We start from the raw sequence: 18,369 nt of genomic DNA on the forward strand, positions 1-18,369 counted from the left end.
ACCATTTAACCTAAGAATGAGCATACATCAGGATGATAAAACACTATTAGCAACGTACAGGGACCCTGCTACCAAGGAGAAAGGATTTACCGCTATCATCCGGAAATACCAGGAAAGACTCTACTGGCACATCAGAAGGCTGGTACTCGACCATGATGATGCCAATGATGTATTGCAGAATGTGTTTGTGAAGGTCTGGAAAAACCTGGAAGGATTCCGTGAAGATGCCCAGTTATACACCTGGCTGTATAAGATAGCCACCAATGAATGCCTCACCTTCCTGGAAAAACAAAAGAAAAACAATTCAATATCACTGTCAGACGTAGAAACAGGCCTTAGCAATACCCTGAAAGCAGATGCGCAATTTGATCCCAACAAACTTGAATGGAAACTGCAAAAGGCTATTCTGGCACTGCCTGAAAAACAAAGAATTGTTTTTAACCTGAGGTACTATGATGAAATGCCCTACGAAGAAATGAGCCGCGTACTGGACACCTCGGAAGGTGCACTCAAAGCCTCCTATCACCATGCAGTGAAAAAGATTGAAGAGTTCATCCGTAATACCTGAAAATGCGACATCTTCGTACTTTTATGAGGTGAATTGCATTTTTTTAGAGACGAAACTACGACCTGTTTAAACTATTGCTATCTTCCACTGTCTAAAGACTGTATGATATCCAGAGACAACGATATTGCGAACGAACTGCGGGAAATCATCCCTGATGCTCAATGGACTACGCTGAAGCCCTCCTGTGGAGAAGTTCCTGCCGGTTATTTTGAGCAACTGCCGGACCGGATCCTGCAGGAAGTACGTACAGCAGAGGTACAGGAAGAACTGGAAACCCTCTCTCCAATGCTGGCAAGCGTACCGAAGTTCCTTCCTTTATCAGTTCCTCCGGACTATTTTGAGCAACTGCCACAACAGGTTCTCCAAAACATTGCTGCAGCACAGCAGGCACAGCCGGAAGAAGAAGTTCCATCCTTCCTGGCAGGTATACCGAAGGTATTCCCTCTGTCTGCACCTGCCGGTTATTTTGACGAGCTGGACGCTGTAATAATGGCCCGCATAGCAGAAACAGAAGGAACGAAGGCGGCCAGGCCTGCTACAGGGGTGCAGGAAGAACTGGAGGCCATATCGCCGTTCCTGGCTGGCATACCTAAAACGATGCCGCTGTCAGTGCCACCCGGTTATTTTGACCAGCTGGACACTAACATACGGGCTGGTATTACAGCTGTGCCTGATCGTGCACCGCTTATCCGGAGGATGAATGCCGGCAGATATTTAAAATGGGCCGTGGCGGCCTGCCTGGTGGCACTGGTAAGCGTGAGTTCCCTGTTCTTTATCAGGGGCAACCATTACCATACCAATGTATTAGAAAATACCCTGGCAAATGTGAGCGACCAGGAGATCATGGAATACCTGCAGACCCATTCAGACGCTTTTGACAAAGAAGAGCTAACCAATTATACACCCTTAGCAGAAGAAGGTAACGCTATTTCGGAAGTAGAGGAATTACCAGCAGAAGCCATACAACACTATTTAGACAACACTGGTTTGTTAAACGAAAGCCTAACAGACAACTGAGATGAAAAAACTTTACACATTAGTTATACTTATCACACTCTCATTGTTTTGCCACCCTCCTGTTAGTCAGGCACAGCAGGGTAGCGACGCTGAGATCAGGGATCGCATCCGCGCAGCGGAAATAGCGTACCTGTCCCAAAAGCTGGACCTCACCCCCGATGAAGCACAAAAATTCTGGCCTTTATATAATCAATATACCAAGGAAGTAGAGATACTTATTGCAGAACGCCGCAAGCGGAATAAGGTACCACAAGCCGACCTTCAGCCTGCCGACGATAAGGAACTGGGATATGAACGCCGTATGCTGGACATTAAAACACATTACAGCCAGGAATTCCAGAAAGTGTTACCGCCCTCAAAAGCAGGGGTTGTATTCCGTTCGGAACGGGAATTCCGTAATCAGCTGATCCGGGCTATGAAAGACAGGCAGGCCAGAAATCTTGGCGGGCCGGGAGCAAGAAGATTCAGACAATAATATTAAAGGATAAATAAAGAAGGAGCACCGACCGGTGCTCCTTCTTTATTTTATAACGGACGCTTGCTCTCACACTTTCCGTTTACTGTTCAACAAGATCATTTCTGCCGCCAGCCCCTCTTAAGCAGTGTAAACATCGGGATGGAATCAACGCCCTCCATCGCATGATCAGGATCATTTCTGCGGGCAGGCTCAGAGTTTCCCGAAGGGTAGTTTCGTATCATGATAATACAGGAAAGTCCATCCCTCACGGGCGCCGCGCAGCTTAAACTGTTCGCGCAATTCCATACTCCGCTTTCCGTCGTAATCATACTTTGCCGCAAAACGGCGTTTCATATAGGAAACCTGGGGTGCTTCATCCCCTCCGAAAAATATTTTGTCGTCGCCTGTATCTATAAGAAAGGCCTGATGATAAGGGCAATGGCCCCCGGTCATTTCATAAGTAATGTAATCATCAATGGTGCCATCCCCCTCTGTGAAGATGACATTATCCCGTTCATTCAGAATGCGGACGTCTTCTGCTAGATAGGATTTCCCGTCATGCGCCAGGGCATAATCCATTTCATGCCTGTTCACATAATAGGTGGCCTGGGGAAAACTCAGGCTACGCTGCCCTGTTACGGGATCTATAATGGAAATACCGCCGGAATGATCTTTATGCAAATGACTCATCAGTACTTTGGTGATATCCATCGGATTAACACCGTTGTCGATCAGGTGCTGATGTATCTGTAAAACGCCATCGGCATTACGATAGCCCAGGCCGGCGTCCAGCAGGATGTAATCCTGGTCCGTGATCACTAAAAATGGTTGGATCTCCACCAGCAGCGAGCCGCCGGAGCGCTGCTGCATTGAATCCGTCTCAGGATTATAAGGAATAAACTTCTTTGTTCCGTCTACTGTAAAAGCCCCTTCTGATAATGGTATAATACGTGCCATTCCCCAAAGATATGCAACTATCGTAATACCATTTGCCTGTCGGCATCCAGGCGGAGCATGATAAAAATTAACATGGTGAATGTCATCAGGGAGGAACCTCCATAACTAACCAATGGCAGCGGGATCCCGATCACCGGCGCCAGACCGATGGTCATGGAAATATTGATGGCCATGTGGAAAAAGATGATACTGGCTACCCCATAGGCATATACACGGCTGAATGTCGATCGTTGTCGCTCTGCCACAAAAATGATCCGTAAGAGCAATGCCACATAAAGACCTATAAACAGGATAGAGCCCAGGAAACCAAAGTCCTCTCCGATAGTACAGAAGATAAAGTCAGTACTCTGCTCGGGCACGAAATCGTAACGGGTCTGGGTGCCTTTCAGATACCCTTTTCCGATGAAACCGCCGGAACCGATCGCGATCATACTCTGGCGGGTATTATAGGTCGCCTTCGGATCGTTCTCTTTACCCAGCATTACCTCAATACGGCGTACCTGGTAGTCTTTCAGCACTTTGGTGAATGCAAAAGGCACTACGAACATCACGAATACGGAACAGAATGCCCAGATACCCAGTATCAGGGCCAACCGGGAACGGTTACGTTTTATTTCCCGGCGACTGAAATAGATCACCAGTACGGTGATGACCGAGAAGATGATAAAGAGGATATTTTTATCTACCAGCAAGGCCGACAATACCAGCACGATCCCCGAGAAGGCGATCACCAGCAGTACGCCCGGCAAACCTTCCCTGTACATCACCAGGAAGAAGGAGAAATACACCAGTGCCAGCCCTGTTTCTGACTGCAGGATGATGATAACACAGGGGATCAGCGCCAGGGCTACGGCTATCAGCCTGGAACGCAGTTTGGTAAAATCAGTTTCTATGGAAGAGAGATACTTGGCCAGGGCCAGGTTGGTACAGAGCTTCGTCAGCTCCGCCGGCTGAAACTGGAAACCACCGATTACCAGCCAGGAGCTCGAACCTTTTACATCCTTACCGATGCCCAGTACCAGCAACAACAACAGTAAACCACCGGCGTACATCAGGTTGGCCGTAGCGGTAAAGAACTTACTGTCGGTGAGCCAGATGATGGTAGCCAACACTGCTGATACACCCAGCCACATGAGCTGGCGGGAATAGTTCTTGTTCAGGTGGAGGATGTCATTCCAGATGTTATCACCCTCCCTGTATTCAGCGGCGAAGATAGATAACAACCCCACAAACACGATCCCCAGGTAGAGGCCCATAATAGGCCAGTCAATACCTTCTGTCAATTTTATTTGCTGCCGACGGTTCATAACTGATTAATCCCGGAAATAAAGTTTAAGTATCTCATCTGATGTCATTTTGGCGCTGGCTCCATTCAGGGAGTCAAGCTTGGATTTTTCCCTTACAACAGGATCCAGCGTGTTGTATTCCAGCAATGTTTTCATCTGTGGCTTACGCTTCACAGAAATGGTATCATGCAGGTATTTCTCCATGATCAGGCTGGCGATAGGCGCCGCATAAGTGGAACCGAAACCAGCGTTCTCCACGACCACCGCAATAGCGATCTTTGGATTATCTCTTGGAGCAAAGGCCACAAATACGGAGTGGTTCTTCAGTTTTGTCAGCTTACCGTTCACGATAGCATTATTTTCAGCCGTACCTGTTTTACCACACACGATCTCCCCTTCTATTTTGGCAGACACACCCGTACCTCTTTCCACCACATCCTCCATACCATATATCACCGGCATATATACAGAATCTGATACGTGCGCCACAGTATGTTTCTCTCTGAATTTTGTCAGCAGTTCGGTGTTATCATTATCAATCTTGTCCACGAAATGCGGCAGGTAGTAATAACCTTTATTGGCAATGATACACATCGCGTTCGCCATCTGCATAGGGGTAGCCACGACCTGTCCCTGTCCCATACCTACATACAGCTCGGAGCAGGAGTTCCACTGACCGCGGTACAGTTTATTCATACCGGCGGTATCAATCGCCTTACCGGGCGATTCACCCGGAATATCCACGCCCAGTCTGTGCCCGAGACCGAAAGAGGAAATATAGTCATGCCATTTCTGGTGTCCTTTTTTCACACCGCCCCATTTGGCGGCATCCACTTCCATGCGGTACAGGTGTACGAAGTAAGCGTTACAGGAGTTGGCAATGGCCAGCCTGAGGTTGGCAGCGTGACCTGCATTGTGGTGCGTACAGGCAATAGGACGACCACAGTAGGTATAAGCGCCAAAGCATGGAAAACCAAAGCTGGGAGTGATCACCCCTTCATCTAACGCGATCAGGGCGGTAAGTGGTTTCATGGATGATCCTGGTGGATATCCTGCCTGTATTGCGCGGTTAAAGAGCGGCTTGGTAGTGTCAGCAAATAACCGGCTGAAATTACGGGCACGGTAGGAGCCCGTCAGCAGGTTCGGGTCGAAGGTAGGCGCACTCACCATAGTGAGGATACCTCCTGTGCGGGGATCGATAGCCACAATACTGCCGATCTTATTACGCATCAGGTGTTCACCCAGTACCTGCAGGTCAACATCAAGTGCCAGACGGAGGTTCTTACCGGCAATAGCGGCCGTATCGAATTCCCCTTTTTCATAAGGGCCCTGCGGGCGGTTCAGGTTATCTTTTACGAGATATTGTATACCACGTTGCCCCATCAGCACACTTTCATATGTTCTTTCCAGCCCGGTCATACCCAGGTAATCGCCCTGGTTATATGCGCTGTAAGCTGGTTTCTGCAACATCTGGGGAGATACTTCACCGATATAACCGAGTATGTTGGCGGCAGCATTGAAGGGGTAGGAGCGGATCTGGCGTTGTACCAGCTCGAAGCCGGGCTGGAACATATACATACTTTCCTGCAGGCGGCCGAACATTTCGGGCGGCAGCAGGGAAGCAAATACGGATACACGACGGCTACCATTTTTAATGATAGCGCTGGTGATGCGTCTTCTGAATTCTTCCTTATCGATCCGGAGGATCTCACACATGTAAGCCGTATCAATGTTCTTCACATTGATCGGTGTTACCACGAGGTCATACATCGCATCATTACTGAGGATACTTCTGCCTTTGCGGTCAAAAATAATTCCTCTGCTGGGATATACCACTTTGCGGAGCACCGCGTTGGCATCCGCCAGCTTGGAATATTTCTTTTCCACTACCTGCAAAAAGAACAACCTGGTAATAATCAATATTACCATTCCAAGCATGATGAACTGTATTACTCTTTTCCTGGGCTGATTATAGACAGACATTTACGCTGAAATAATGTGGCCACTTCACGGCCTCCCCCACCGTCTGGCAGAAAGATGAAGCAAGCGACCTGTTGCTTTATAATATGACTTTCAATTTTTTCTAAAGTTAGATATTACGTTCTGTGGTATCTGTTGTTAATCTTTAATTTAACAAAACATAATCATCTCTTAAAATATGGTCTCTGGACTAATTCTCTGCTTATTTCCTGGAAAAGAACAGTAACTCGTACAACACGATCAGTACGATACTGGCCGCTGTTGATAAAAGGATTTTCAAAAGCAGATAGAAGAAATCAGCAAAGCTGAATACTTCCAGCGGGAAATACACAAGATTGTGCAGGAATACCAGGATCGCGATATAGGTCAGGAATTGGGATACTCCCATGCTGGTCATGGAAGGTGTTTTCTGGGTCGTTTCAAAACCACCCTGTGGAGACAGTATGTTAATGATGAACGGGCGGAGGTATGCAATGAATACACAGGCGGCGGCATGCATGCCCATGGTGTTCATAAACATGTCCAGGCCGAGGCCCATCATCAGCGCCAGCAGCATCAGTGCAGGACGTGGCATATTAAACGGCAGCAACAATACGAACAACATGTACAGGTTAAGACCTACCAGCTGGTGTAACAGGATATGCTGCAGTACAAATACCTGCAGAAGCAGTAAGAGCACGAAACGAATAATATTTCTTAACAGTATACTCATTTAATCAGCCTGTAGGTTGAATCTTCCAAAGATTGTTGTTCTTCTTTCAGCAGGTTGTCTATGACATAGACATACTGAAGGTTATAAAAGTTGGTAGCCAGTTTTATCCTGATGGTATAGGCGGTGCTGGATTTATCTGCCAGGGAATAAGATTCCACGTAGCCAATAGGGATATTTTCCGGAAATAATGCAGAATAACCGCTTGTTACTACGGTGTCTCCTCTGATCAGTCTCACGCTTTTAGGTACATCTTCCATCACCGCATACCCGGCCTCTCCACCGTACCAGCGTACAGTTCCCATTTCCTTACTGTAACTGAGGCGGGCACTGAAACCGAAGTTGCGGCCTTTTGACAGCAGGGAAAGCACTACAGCGTAGTTGTCGTTCACGCTGCGTACCACACCAACCACCCCACTTGGGCCTACAACACCCATATTAGGTTTGATACCGTCTTTCCGGCCCCTTCTGATCGTAATATAGTTAATGGGATTATTGATACTGTTGTTCACCACTTTTGCCTCCTTATATAAGTAACGGCGTACTTCAGTGCCGATCACTTTACGGGTGGTGTCGGTGCTGTAATGGCGGATGGTATCTACTTTAACGATATTGTTGATGGAAACGCTGTCAAAGCTGGTGCGCAACATATTATGGAGGCGGGCATTTTCTTTCACCAGGCTATCATTGGTAGCTTTCAGGTGAAAGTAATACTCCACATTGTTGTAACGTTCGTATAACCTGGCGCTGAGACTATTGGCGGAGTTGAGGTAGGCTGATTTCTGAAGATCGTTGTTCCGGAATACCAGCACAATGCAAATCACTTCCAGCAGCAGAAACAGAAAAAAATTAAAATAGCGCCTAAAGAAAATGATGAGATTACGCACAGGATATAATTTCTTGGTAGAAAGTGTACAAGGCAGTTATGTGCTGCCTTGTACATTTCCTGATATTATTGCATTAGGAACGGATATTTACCTACGTGTTTCAGTGCAATTCCGGTACCTCTTACCACGGCACGTAACGGATCGTCCGCAACATGCACAGGCAATTTGATCTTCTGAGTAAGACGTTTATCCAATCCGCGGAGCAGCGCACCACCACCGGTCAGGTAAAGACCTCTGCGGTAGATATCTGCAGCCAGTTCCGGCGGCGTAGTTTCCAGTGCTTTCAGGATGGCCTCTTCGATCTTGAAGATGGATTTATCCAGGGCTTCTGCTACTTCCTGGTAGGACACCATGATCTGTTTAGGAATACCTGTTACCAGGTCACGGCCGTTCACAGCTACATCATCTGGTGGATTATCCAGTTCTTTCAGTGCGGATCCGATCTGGATCTTAATCTGTTCAGCGGTCCTTTCACCGATCAACAGGCTATGATAACGGCGCAGGGCTTCCATGATGTCGGCGGTGAATTCATCACCGGCGATACGGATACTCTGGTCGCAAACGATACCTGCCAGGGCGATCACGGAGATACCCGTGGTACCGCCCCCTATATCGATGATCATGTTACCTACTGGTTCTTCCACGTCAATGCCGATACCTAAGGCAGCTGCCATAGGCTCATGTATGAGGAACACTTCCTTCGCGCCTGCCTGTTCGGCAGAGTCGCGCACGGCGCGTTTTTCTACTTCTGTGATGCTGGATGGTATACAGATAACCATACGCCAGCTAGGGGAGAATAAGGGCTTTTTGGGATACACCAGTTTGATCATCTCGCGAAGCATACCCTCAGCTGCGTTAAAGTCCGCGATCACACCATCTTTCAGGGGACGGATCGTACGCAGGTACTCGTGTGTCTTCTCGTGCATCATCATGGCCTTCTTTCCTACTGCCACGATTTTACCGCTTGCGCGCTCTATAGCTACAATGGAAGGTTCATCCACCACCACCTGGTCGTTGTGTATGATCAGCGTGTTAGCTGTACCTAAGTCAATCGCTATTTCCTGTGTTAAAAAATTAAAGAACCCCATTGCTTAATATGGTCAAAATATTATTGTGTGCAAAAATGAATAATTCCAACGAATATACAATCTAAAAATTGTTTGTTTTCTCAATAATACAACTAAATATTAAAAAATGTTATTTATCGTATCTGTTGTATCTGATGAGCCGGTTAATAAGTTGCAACATTTAATGGCAAGGCAAACAGCCGGCATAGTAATGACTCTCGAAAACGCTTAAACGAAAAATGGTCTGTCTTAATTGTGTGCTCTGTATGAATGAGTTATGCTCCCTCTGGTCGTCCCTGCGACTCCTCCCGGTACTTGAACGGGACACTGGTCCAGACTACACTTTTCGCGCCGGCAAGGCGTGAAAGGCGCAAATGAACATCTGCTACACGAACTCGAAACCAATATCCCTCCTGTAATATTTGCCTTCAAAATCAATAATTTCAGCAGTCTGCCGGCTGTGAGTCAACGCAATGCCCAGATCAGCTGCCAGGGAAGTTATAGTCAGTACACGACCTCCATTGGTAAGGATGTCCTCTCCAACGGCCTTCGTTCCTGCCTGAAACACCAACTGATCCTGCGTAGGCGCCGGTATGTTGCTGATTACCTTTCCTTTTTCGTATGCTTCGGGGTAGCCTTTTGCCACCAGCATAACGGTAGTTGCCACACGGGCATCCTCATAAATTGTCTGTGCGGAAAGCTGTCCTTCCTGCACGGCCTTGAAAAGCTCCAGCAGATCGTTCTGTAATCTCGGCATCACCACCTCTGTTTCGGGATCTCCCATACGGCAGTTGTACTCAATGACAAACGGATCTCCGTCTACATTGATCAATCCGAAGAAGATAAACCCGTTGTAGGCGATCTGCTCTTTTTCAAGTCCTGCTACAGTAGGCCGGATGATACGCTCTTCCACCAGGTCCATAAATGCTTTACCGGCAAATGGAACCGGGGAAACAGCCCCCATACCGCCTGTATTCAGGCCGGTGTCTCCTTCTCCGATCCGTTTATAATCCTTTGCAGTAGGCAGTATCTTGTAGGAATGCCCGTCTGTCAGCACAAATACTGACAACTCTATCCCTGTCAGGAATTGTTCTACCACCACTTTTCTGCTCGCATCGCCAAACTTCGCTTCTTTGATCATCTGTGAAAACTCTGCCACTGCTTCTTCATGATCGTTCAGGATCACCACTCCCTTACCTGCGGCCAGTCCGTCGGCTTTGAGTACTATCGGCAGGGAATGCGCACGCAGGTAAGCTACGCCTTCTTCATAATTCTCCTCACTGAACTCGCGGTAAGCGGCCGTGGGAATATTATGGCGCAGCATGAACTGCTTTGCAAACGCTTTACTGCCCTCCAACTGGGCGCCCAGGGCAGATGGGCCCATCACCGGGATATGCTGTAAAGCGGCATCCTGCTGAAAGTAATCGTAAATACCTTTTACCAGCGGCTCTTCCGAGCCGGGTACTACCAGGGAGATAGCATTTTCAATACAAAAGGCCTTTATTTTTTCAAAATCCGAAACCGCGATGTCCAGGTTCTGGCCATATTGGGCCGTACCGGCATTTCCCGGGGCAATAAACAACTGTTCACAATAAGTGCTCTGTGCCATTTTCCATGCCAGAGCGTGTTCCCTGCCACCGCTTCCTAATAATAATATCTTCATATGAAAAAATAAATGCGCTGCTTTTTCGCTCCTGAAAATTTACATTCACCTTCCAATCAGCCCGTTCTTCCAAATTTTTTGCAAAGAAAGGCCAAAATTTGACCAAAAACACCATTTTACCCGATAAAAAGCTGAATTTATTTATCTTGCCGGATTCGAAGGACTGACTAACACCATAAACCAACAACAAACTAAACAGATCTATTATGACTCAAACTGCTGTTGAGCAGCCTGTAATCACGCCTTCCCCGAAGGGGAAAGGGCACCACAAGGGATTGTACGTACTCTTTTTTACAGAAATGTGGGAACGTTTCGGCTATTACCTGATGATCGGCATTTTTTTCCTTTACCTGATTGATCCATCTTCCAACGGCGGTAAAGGGTTTGACACCACCAAAGCAGCGGACCTTGTCGGTTCTTACATCGCATTAGTTTACTTATCTCCTTTCATCGGCGGCCTGCTGGCCGACCGCTATCTTGGTTACCGCAGGGCGGTGATACTGGGAGGGATCCTCCTGGCTTCGGGCTATTTCTCCCTTGCGTTCCCCGGTGACCTTGCCATGTATGCAGGCCTTGGCCTGATCATTATCGGTAACGGGTTTTTCAAACCCAATATCGGCACCATCCTGGGTAATATTTATAACCGGGAAGACCTCAAGGCCAAAAAAGACGTGGCCTACAACATCTTTTACATGGGCGTGAACATCGGCGCCTTCATCTGCAACTTCGTAGCGGCCTACCTCCGTAACCACTACGGCTGGGGGCACGCTTTCGCCGCTGCGGGTATAGGTATGCTGGTAGGTCTGGCTATTTTTGCTTCCAACCTGAAGACCATCGCCGAAGGCGATGTACGGAAGCCAGCCTCTTCAGACGAAATGTCTACCGCCAAGATCCTGAGCAGCGCCTTGCTGCCAGCAGTGATTGCCGCCGTGATTGGTTATTTTATTAGCAGCCCCGCCCTGCTCGGTCACACGCTGTTCGGTACCAAATCTAATGATGCCTTCCTGTTTGCCTGCGTACCCATTGTTATCTTCTACATCCGCCTGTTCAGCACTTCAAAGCAGAAAGAGGATAAACGCGGTCTCGGCGCCCTGCTGGCCTTTTTTGCAGTGGCTATCATCTTCTGGGTGATCTATAACCAGAACAGTACCGGCCTCACCATCTGGGCAGACCAGTATACTGACCGCCAGATGTCTCCAGCCATGGAAAACGCTGCTCAACCTTTCGGTATGCTGCAAACAGTAACCACAGAACCTCACAAGGTAACCCAGATAGACGAGCATTTCCGCGCTATCAAGGACGCCAATGGCAATACCATTGAGGTAATGGGCGCTGATCCTTACTTCCAGAACCTTCCAAAGGACCAATGGCCCAAAGAAGGCAATAAGTTAAGGCTACTCTCCACAGAGATCTTCCAGTCCATCAACCCATTCTTTATCGTGGCTTTCAGCCTTATCGTGATAGGCATATTCGGCTGGCTTGCCAAACGTGGTAAAGAGCCTACCACCCCGGTGAAGGTAGCCATCGGCATCTTCCTGGCAGCGGGTTCGTCTTTACTGATGGTGATTGCAGCCTCCATGACCGATGTATATGTAGATAAAAGCTCTATGGCCTGGTTGTTTGGCACCTATGCAGTATTCACGGTGGGTGAGATACTGGTGAGCCCGATCGGCTTGTCAATGGTATCTAAACTGTCTCCTCCCCGTGTAACAGCCCTGATGATGGGTGGCTGGTACCTGGTAAATGCCATTGCCGGTAAAGTGGCCGGTCTGATGGCTACCTTCTGGGACAGTTTCACCAATAAAACTACTTATTTCCTGATCCTTGTGATCTCTGCCGGTATTGCCGGTGTGGTAATGCTGATCCTCAGCAAGTGGATAGCCCGGGTTGTGAAAGAGAAAACGGGTTCGTACTAAACATTATCCTGTTAGTTTATTCAGAAACGGTGCAGTCTCAGGGTTGCACCGTTTTTTATTGCCTGAAAAGCCATGCCAAACAGGGTTCAACACCGGTCAAGATCCGCTTGAGATCCTATATCAATACATCTCCATACCGTCATCTGATCGTCATGTTAAGGGCACTTCAATATCGATTGGATATTGAAGTGCCCTTAACATGACGATCAGATGACGGTATGGAGACCTTATAGCACCGGTATTCGAGCGGATCTTAATACTGACTCAGCTAAACCCGGGGACTAAGTTATCAATGGACGAAAGGGAGATTTTTGCCCTTTTTAACTGGGGAGAATAGCGGAAGGCAAACCGGGTTACCGCCTGTGTAAATATGCCGGGGACTGATTCTAAAAGGGATTTTTCTCTTATATTGCCTCTTAATCAACAAAAATCTATACTTATCAAACCTATTTATGGCAGATAAATTCAAGCCTTTCGTTGCACCGGAGGTGCATATGAAGGAGTTTACACTGAAGTCCATTGTACTGGGCTGTATATTCGGGATTATTTTTGGAGCCGCCACTGTTTACCTGGCATTAAGAGCAGGCCTGACCGTTTCTGCCTCTATCCCTATTGCGGTAATTGCCATTACACTTGGCAGAAAATTCTTCAAAACCACTATTCTCGAAAACAACATTATCCAGACCACCGGATCGGCTGGTGAATCCATTGCCGCCGGAGTTGTATTCACCCTCCCGGGGTTCCTGTTCCTCTCAGATGGCGGTGGTGCGCAGTTCTTTAATTATCTGACCATACTGACCCTGGCTATCTTTGGAGGCATCCTGGGTACCCTGATGATGATCCCGCTGCGCCGGTCGCTGATCGTAAAAGAGCACGATACCCTTCCTTATCCTGAAGGTACCGCCTGTGGCGACGTATTGATAGCTGGTGAGAAAGGGGGCGATTTCGCCAAGACCGCTTTCTACGGACTCGGGTTTGCCGTTGTTTATGCTTTTCTGCAGAAAGTACTGCATGTCATAGCTGAGACCCCGTCTTACATGACACAACAGTATAATAAATATTTCTCCTCTGCCCGTGTAAGTGCAGATATTACACCTGAGTACATGGGTGTGGGCTATATCATTGGCCCCCGTATTGCCGGTGTGTTAGTAGCAGGTGGTGTGCTGTCATGGCTGGTGTTAATACCATTGCTGTCGTTCCTGGTACCGCCGGACGCGATTGCTGCCCAGCTGGTGAAACTCGGTTACCTGGCCAGTATCAGTACGCCCGGGGGTAAGGGAGACTGGAACCCTGCTACACATACTTTTGGTGACTTCTCTGCGGCCGTTTACGTTGCCTACGTACGTCAGATAGGTGCAGGAGCAGTAGCTGCTGGTGGTTTCATCACACTTATTAAAACTATTCCTACTATCATATCTTCCTTTAAGGGTAGCATCGGCTCCCTGAAAAAAGATGATGTGAGCGGAGAAGCGGCAACCGGTAAGGTACCGCGTACTGAAAGGGACCTCAATATCAAGATCGTATTGTTTGGCAGCATTGCCCTGATCGTCCTGATGGCGTTCCTGCCACAGTTACCCGGCGATTCTATCGGTAAGAAATTGCTGGTAGGTTTGCTGGTGGTTATCTTCGGCGCCTTCTTCGTAACGGTATCCAGCCGTATCGTTGGCCTGATCGGATCTTCCAACAACCCAATTTCCGGTATGACCATTGCCACCCTGATGGGCACCTGCCTGGTGTTTATTGCAGTAGGCTGGAGCGGTAAAGTATACGAACCAATGGCCCTGGTAGTAGGTGGTATGATCTGTATTGCAGCAGCGAATGCCGGTGGTACTTCTCAGGACCTGAAATCTGGTTATATCGTGGGTGCTACTCCCATGTATCAGCAGTTATCTCTCTTTATTGGTGCGATCGTCTCTTCTATTGTGATCGGTCTGACCGTGAAATTCCTGGATAAACCTACCGCAGCCATGATCGCCAATGGCGTAACCGACCACGCAATAGGCAGTATCTATTATCCGGCGCCGCAGGGTACCCTGATGGCAACACTGGCAAAAGGCATCCTCTCTTACAATCTTGACTGGCAGTTTGTGCTGGCGGGTGTTTTCCTGGCTATCACCATGGAGCTCTGCGGTATCAAATCCCTCTCTTTTGCTGTGGGTGCTTACCTGCCATTGTCCACCACCCTGCCCATCTTCGTCGGTGGCGCTATCCGCGGGCTGGTAGATCAGAAACGCAAGAAACAGAATGTACACCTGTCTGCTGAGGAAGAAGAGCTTGGTAAAGGCAACCTGTTCGCTACCGGCCTGGTGGCCGGCGGCGCCGTAGCAGGTGTGATCATCGCGATACTGGCTGGTTTCGACAGCACTTCAACTGCATTGGCCGCTGTAAATATGGAAGGAGCACTGGCGGGCATATTCGGCCACGGTGGGTATTTCATTCTTGGTACGGCCATGTTCGCCCTGATGGGATGGGTACTTTATAGAATAGCCAATAAGAATTAATATAACATAAGGGATCAGGATCTTCATGCAGCAACGGCATTGCATTCATTCCTGATCCCTTATTTTTTCCTTACTACTCTTTACAATTAACTGCTTATTATTGCGTTATAACAAAAAACCCCTGTCGTTATGCGCATAGCCTTAACCATACTTTGTGCCATATTGATCTTTGCATCCTGCAAAAAAGATCAGCAAAATGAAGTAGCCCGCAAATTCATTTCCTTTGATCTTGACAGCATGATAGTGGTTGCAGAGAATCCTTCTGCCGTTGTTTCTGTGGCAAATCTTACGGATACAGACCCTAACAACGATGTTGACAAGCTAACTATTACCGCGACAGGCGCCAGCGATGAACAAATCACTATCACCTTACTGGGAAGTACAGAAGGTGTAACAAAAGGCACCTTCTACTCACAGGACGGCAACTCGATCTCTGTCTATTATCCGAATGCCAACGTTTCCCAGATAGCCAATCAGCGTTTCGGCTCTTTCACGCTTTCCATTACCAGTGTGAAGGACAGCCTGATCGAAGGCTCATTCACAGGCACCCTCGTTGACACCTCAGGAATATTGTTTGATAGAAATGCCTCCTTCGGATTTTTACGGGCTGTCGTTACGAGCAATTAGACGAACGACAGGTGATCATACTGCTTTTTAAGGATTGCCGCATCATCGGCGTCCAGCCACTTCTTTAACAGGGTGGCATACACACGCTTGAAATCTATTTTGTGTTGCAGGTCTCCTTCATTCAGCTGTTCCAGGTCGGGCGCTTCATTCAATAAGCCTTGCTGCTTCAGTCCTCCGCTTATCATAAACATATTATTGGCAGTGCCATGATCTGTGCCGCCGCCGGCATTTTGTTCAACCCGGCGACCGAATTCAGAGAAGGTAACAATTACCACATCCTGGAAACGGTTATTATTCTTCAGCTCTTTTGTTAATGCGGTTACAGCTTCATCCAGCCGTTGTAACTGTGTCTGCTGCGTCGCCAGCTGATTGACGTGTGTATCGAAAGCACCATGTGATACATAATATACCTTGGTGGTGATATCGGACATAATAAGCCTTGCAATGGTCTGCATATTCTTTCCCAGTTCTGTTGAAGGAAAGATCTCCTTTGTCTTGTATGCCTTGAACTGTTCCCTGATATAAGACGCAGATGAAACCGTTGCACTCATCGTTTTATACAGGTAGTCCACAGGCTGATGATCATCTTCCATTGCCTTTGCTTCCTGTTGCAGCAATTCCCGAAACATCCTGTCATTAGCGGCAGCCTGCAGTTTATCGGGGTCCTTAACCGCGAGTCCCTTTTGCAGGTTTCCTTTCATGGCCAGGCTAAGGGTATCGTCAATTTCCAGCGCCTGTACCGGCTTGTCACAGCCCTTGCACTGTGCATCGAGGAATCGTCCTATCCAACCATCTGTCCAGTTCTCAGAAGAAGTGCTGGCAGACTGCCAGATATCCATAGAACGGAAATGCGACCTGTCGGGATTGGGATATCCTACACTATTCAATATTGCCAGCGAGCCTTCATCGTACAGTCCTTTCAGGCCTTTCAATGCAGGATGTAATCCCATTTCATCCGTGAGGGATAATGCATTTTCACGCTGAATACCTAGCGTAGGGCGCATGCGGTAGTAAATATCATTCCGGTAGGGGATCACCGTGTTCAGGCCGTCGTTACCGCCTGAGAGCTGCACAACAACCAATACTTTATTACCGGCAGGTACGAGATGATCTCTTTCCAATGCCTTCAAAAATTTCGGCATCATCAGTGAAGCTGAAGCTAATGATCCTACCTGTAAGAAACGTCGCCTGTTTAAGATCAGCATAAACTTAATTTTTTAAGTGGACACATTAGCACAACTGGTACTCGGGTGTGCTCATTACTGCTATCGCAACTGTTTTGATATAGTTTTCGCGGGAAGAGGCGTCTGCATAATTTTCCAGCAGTTGCCTGTTCACATTCCTGTTGGCCAGCAAAAGCGAACCGGCAATAGTATCTGCCAGTTTTTCTCTGGGTACCTTCTCATAATCTTTCAGGAAAATGTCCCAGTTGATCACTCCTTTGATCTTCCTGGCGTATTGCCTTTTCACAGATTCATTCAAGTCCATGGTTGCCTTATAGCTGCCCATGCCCATTTCAGGAGTGATCTCCTTAGGGGTAATATTGAATTCTCTTTCATACAGTATCATCTTCGGTAACTGCATACGGTACATCAGGCTGGAACTATCAATCCAGTTGCGTCCTCCGGGCCATCCGGCTACATTAGGCGGATAAAACAGCACTTGTCCCAATACCTGCTGGAATGACAACATTACCTCTTCCCTTTCAAAGTTAACAGGAACGGTTCTACGTAAACCAACCAGCAGTTCTACCGGCGATTTTATACGTTGGCCAATGAAGCGTTGGTCATAGAACCAGTCTGCATTGAAGATATGCTGCATGAGTGCCCCGATATCATATCCGGAAGCATAGAACTTTTCTGCGAGGGCGTTGATCCTTGCATCATCAGGTGTTTCATTTACAAAAAAACGGTACACTTTTGCGGTGATGAATGTTGCCGTTTCTTTTCGCTCCAATAATATTTTCAGGATATCATCGCCGGTGAAATTACCGCTCTTGCCCAACACTGTTTTTTCTCCGCCATCATGTCTTTTTTCCCTGAATACAAAATTGCCTTCGTTGTCATATCCCCAGCCAGTAAAGGCTCTCGCGGCTTCTTTAATGTCTGTTTCAGTATAATGTCCACGTCCCATCGTAAACAGTTCCATCACTTCCCGGGCGAAGTTCTCATTGGGATGGGCTTTATAATTCTGCTGATTGTTCAGGAATTGTAACATGGCCGGTGTCCGGGAAACGGCTGTCAGCAGTGTACCGAAATTACCCAGTGCGTTCTCACGTATTACCTGCAACAACTGCTGGCTGAACAATACATTTTGTGTACGGCAGGCAAAATGCCCGTGCCAGAACAGGGCCATCTTTTCACGCAATGGATGTTGGGTCTGCACCATTTCGTATATCCATGAAAGGTTAAGATCTTTTATACCCTGCCTGTTCATTTTGGCCAGTTCTTTCTTTTCCTCCGGCGACATTTCTTTGGTCCGTTCAGGCAGGTCGCTTTCATCCATTACTTTCAGGGGCGTTTGTGTATCCTTATCAGGGCCAGCCAGGATCTTGCTGATCACCTGCCGACGTTTTCTGTGGGTCCAGTCTTCGATAACGGGAAGTGAAGCGCCGAAGCCGGCCCTCCATGCAAGATGTTGCATTTGTAGCGTTTCAGGAACAGCTGACATATAGGAAGCAATTTTGGGTTTGACGTCTGCGAATGGATAAAGTTTAATGACGGACGCGAGATTT

Annotated in this window: 15 protein-coding genes; 6 read left to right on the plus strand and 9 right to left on the minus strand. The window is 47.7% G+C overall.

Going from position 1 to position 18,369, the window contains the following annotated elements:
• Positions 1–16: 16 nt before the first annotated feature.
• The 3 genes from MYF79_RS01015 (at position 17) to MYF79_RS01025 (ending at position 2,060) form a co-directional block, all read left to right on the plus strand.
• Positions 17–568 (plus strand): RNA polymerase sigma factor, encoded by a 552-nt coding sequence (locus tag MYF79_RS01015; RefSeq protein ID WP_199653774.1) that lies wholly within the window; start codon positions 17–19, stop codon positions 566–568.
• Positions 569–670: 102 nt separating this feature from the next.
• On the plus strand, positions 671–1,585 hold the full coding sequence (locus MYF79_RS01020) for a hypothetical protein (protein WP_247812131.1): 915 nt from the start codon (positions 671–673) through the stop codon (positions 1,583–1,585).
• Position 1,586: 1 nt separating this feature from the next.
• Positions 1,587–2,060 (plus strand): hypothetical protein, encoded by a 474-nt coding sequence (locus MYF79_RS01025; protein ID WP_247812132.1) that lies wholly within the window; start codon positions 1,587–1,589, stop codon positions 2,058–2,060.
• Between the two features lie 192 nt (positions 2,061–2,252).
• Here the strand turns inward: MYF79_RS01025 and MYF79_RS01030 are convergent, their stop codons facing one another.
• The 7 genes from MYF79_RS01030 to purD all read right to left on the minus strand — a co-directional run bounded on the left by MYF79_RS01030 (position 2,253) and on the right by purD (position 10,591).
• A complete protein-coding gene (locus MYF79_RS01030; RefSeq protein ID WP_247812133.1) occupies positions 2,253–2,999 on the minus strand; it encodes an MBL fold metallo-hydrolase in 747 nt (248 codons plus the stop codon).
• 17 nt (positions 3,000–3,016) lie between these two features.
• The gene (gene rodA, locus MYF79_RS01035; protein WP_247812134.1) at positions 3,017–4,306 is read right to left on the minus strand and encodes a rod shape-determining protein RodA; all 1,290 of its coding nucleotides are present in this window, start codon (positions 4,304–4,306) and stop codon (positions 3,017–3,019) included.
• Between the two features lie 6 nt (positions 4,307–4,312).
• On the minus strand, positions 4,313–6,268 hold the full coding sequence (gene mrdA, locus MYF79_RS01040; protein WP_247812135.1) for a penicillin-binding protein 2: 1,956 nt from the start codon (positions 6,266–6,268) through the stop codon (positions 4,313–4,315).
• Positions 6,269–6,467: 199 nt separating this feature from the next.
• On the minus strand, positions 6,468–6,977 hold the full coding sequence (locus MYF79_RS01045) for a rod shape-determining protein MreD (RefSeq protein WP_199653779.1): 510 nt from the start codon (positions 6,975–6,977) through the stop codon (positions 6,468–6,470).
• Complete coding sequence (gene mreC, locus MYF79_RS01050; protein WP_247812136.1) at positions 6,974–7,861, minus strand: rod shape-determining protein MreC; 888 nt, start codon at positions 7,859–7,861, stop codon at positions 6,974–6,976. The genes MYF79_RS01045 and mreC overlap by 4 nt, the downstream gene beginning before the upstream one ends.
• A 65-nt stretch (positions 7,862–7,926) precedes the next feature.
• Positions 7,927–8,949, minus strand: coding sequence for a rod shape-determining protein (locus MYF79_RS01055; protein ID WP_012787871.1), 1,023 nt, complete (start codon positions 8,947–8,949; stop codon positions 7,927–7,929).
• Between the two features lie 364 nt (positions 8,950–9,313).
• The gene (purD, locus tag MYF79_RS01060; protein WP_199653781.1) at positions 9,314–10,591 is read right to left on the minus strand and encodes a phosphoribosylamine--glycine ligase; all 1,278 of its coding nucleotides are present in this window, start codon (positions 10,589–10,591) and stop codon (positions 9,314–9,316) included.
• A gap of 206 nt (positions 10,592–10,797) precedes the next feature.
• Between purD and MYF79_RS01065 the strand changes: the two genes are divergently transcribed.
• From MYF79_RS01065 to MYF79_RS01075, 3 genes are all read left to right on the plus strand, one after another.
• Positions 10,798–12,507 (plus strand): peptide MFS transporter, encoded by a 1,710-nt coding sequence (locus tag MYF79_RS01065; protein ID WP_247812137.1) that lies wholly within the window; start codon positions 10,798–10,800, stop codon positions 12,505–12,507.
• 452 nt (positions 12,508–12,959) lie between these two features.
• A complete protein-coding gene (locus MYF79_RS01070; protein ID WP_247812138.1) occupies positions 12,960–15,008 on the plus strand; it encodes an OPT family oligopeptide transporter in 2,049 nt (682 codons plus the stop codon).
• 129 nt (positions 15,009–15,137) lie between these two features.
• Complete coding sequence (locus MYF79_RS01075; protein WP_247812139.1) at positions 15,138–15,635, plus strand: hypothetical protein; 498 nt, start codon at positions 15,138–15,140, stop codon at positions 15,633–15,635.
• Here MYF79_RS01075 and MYF79_RS01080 read toward each other — a convergent pair.
• Positions 15,632–16,840 carry a DUF1501 domain-containing protein gene (locus tag MYF79_RS01080; RefSeq protein ID WP_247812140.1) on the minus strand — a complete coding sequence of 403 codons (1,209 nt, stop codon included), beginning with the start codon at positions 16,838–16,840 and terminating at the stop codon, positions 15,632–15,634. The two genes, MYF79_RS01075 and MYF79_RS01080, sit on opposite strands and share 4 nt — an antisense overlap.
• A 25-nt stretch (positions 16,841–16,865) precedes the next feature.
• Positions 16,866–18,305, minus strand: coding sequence for a DUF1800 family protein (locus tag MYF79_RS01085; protein ID WP_247812141.1), 1,440 nt, complete (start codon positions 18,303–18,305; stop codon positions 16,866–16,868).
• Between the last annotated feature and the right edge of the window lie 64 nt (positions 18,306–18,369).

Origin of the sequence: Chitinophaga filiformis (assembly GCF_023100805.1) — a bacterium.
Classification (GTDB): domain Bacteria; phylum Bacteroidota; class Bacteroidia; order Chitinophagales; family Chitinophagaceae; genus Chitinophaga; species Chitinophaga filiformis_B.

What these genes read in the sequence shown, in the direction of transcription:
- MYF79_RS01015 (WP_199653774.1), top strand. Translation starts at nt 17, where the DNA reads ATGAGCATACATCAGGATGATAAAACACTATTAGCAACGTACAGGGAC.
- MYF79_RS01020 (WP_247812131.1), top strand. Translation starts at nt 671, where the DNA reads ATGATATCCAGAGACAACGATATTGCGAACGAACTGCGGGAAATCATC.
- MYF79_RS01025 (WP_247812132.1), top strand. Translation starts at nt 1,587, where the DNA reads ATGAAAAAACTTTACACATTAGTTATACTTATCACACTCTCATTGTTT.
- MYF79_RS01030 (WP_247812133.1), bottom strand. Translation starts at nt 2,999, where the DNA reads ATGGCACGTATTATACCATTATCAGAAGGGGCTTTTACAGTAGACGGA.
- rodA (WP_247812134.1), bottom strand. Translation starts at nt 4,306, where the DNA reads ATGAACCGTCGGCAGCAAATAAAATTGACAGAAGGTATTGACTGGCCT.
- mrdA (WP_247812135.1), bottom strand. Translation starts at nt 6,268, where the DNA reads ATGTCTGTCTATAATCAGCCCAGGAAAAGAGTAATACAGTTCATCATG.
- MYF79_RS01045 (WP_199653779.1), bottom strand. Translation starts at nt 6,977, where the DNA reads ATGAGTATACTGTTAAGAAATATTATTCGTTTCGTGCTCTTACTGCTT.
- MYF79_RS01055 (WP_012787871.1), bottom strand. Translation starts at nt 8,949, where the DNA reads ATGGGGTTCTTTAATTTTTTAACACAGGAAATAGCGATTGACTTAGGT.
- purD (WP_199653781.1), bottom strand. Translation starts at nt 10,591, where the DNA reads ATGAAGATATTATTATTAGGAAGCGGTGGCAGGGAACACGCTCTGGCA.
- MYF79_RS01065 (WP_247812137.1), top strand. Translation starts at nt 10,798, where the DNA reads ATGACTCAAACTGCTGTTGAGCAGCCTGTAATCACGCCTTCCCCGAAG.
- MYF79_RS01070 (WP_247812138.1), top strand. Translation starts at nt 12,960, where the DNA reads ATGGCAGATAAATTCAAGCCTTTCGTTGCACCGGAGGTGCATATGAAG.
- MYF79_RS01075 (WP_247812139.1), top strand. Translation starts at nt 15,138, where the DNA reads ATGCGCATAGCCTTAACCATACTTTGTGCCATATTGATCTTTGCATCC.
- MYF79_RS01080 (WP_247812140.1), bottom strand. Translation starts at nt 16,840, where the DNA reads ATGCTGATCTTAAACAGGCGACGTTTCTTACAGGTAGGATCATTAGCT.
- MYF79_RS01085 (WP_247812141.1), bottom strand. Translation starts at nt 18,305, where the DNA reads ATGTCAGCTGTTCCTGAAACGCTACAAATGCAACATCTTGCATGGAGG.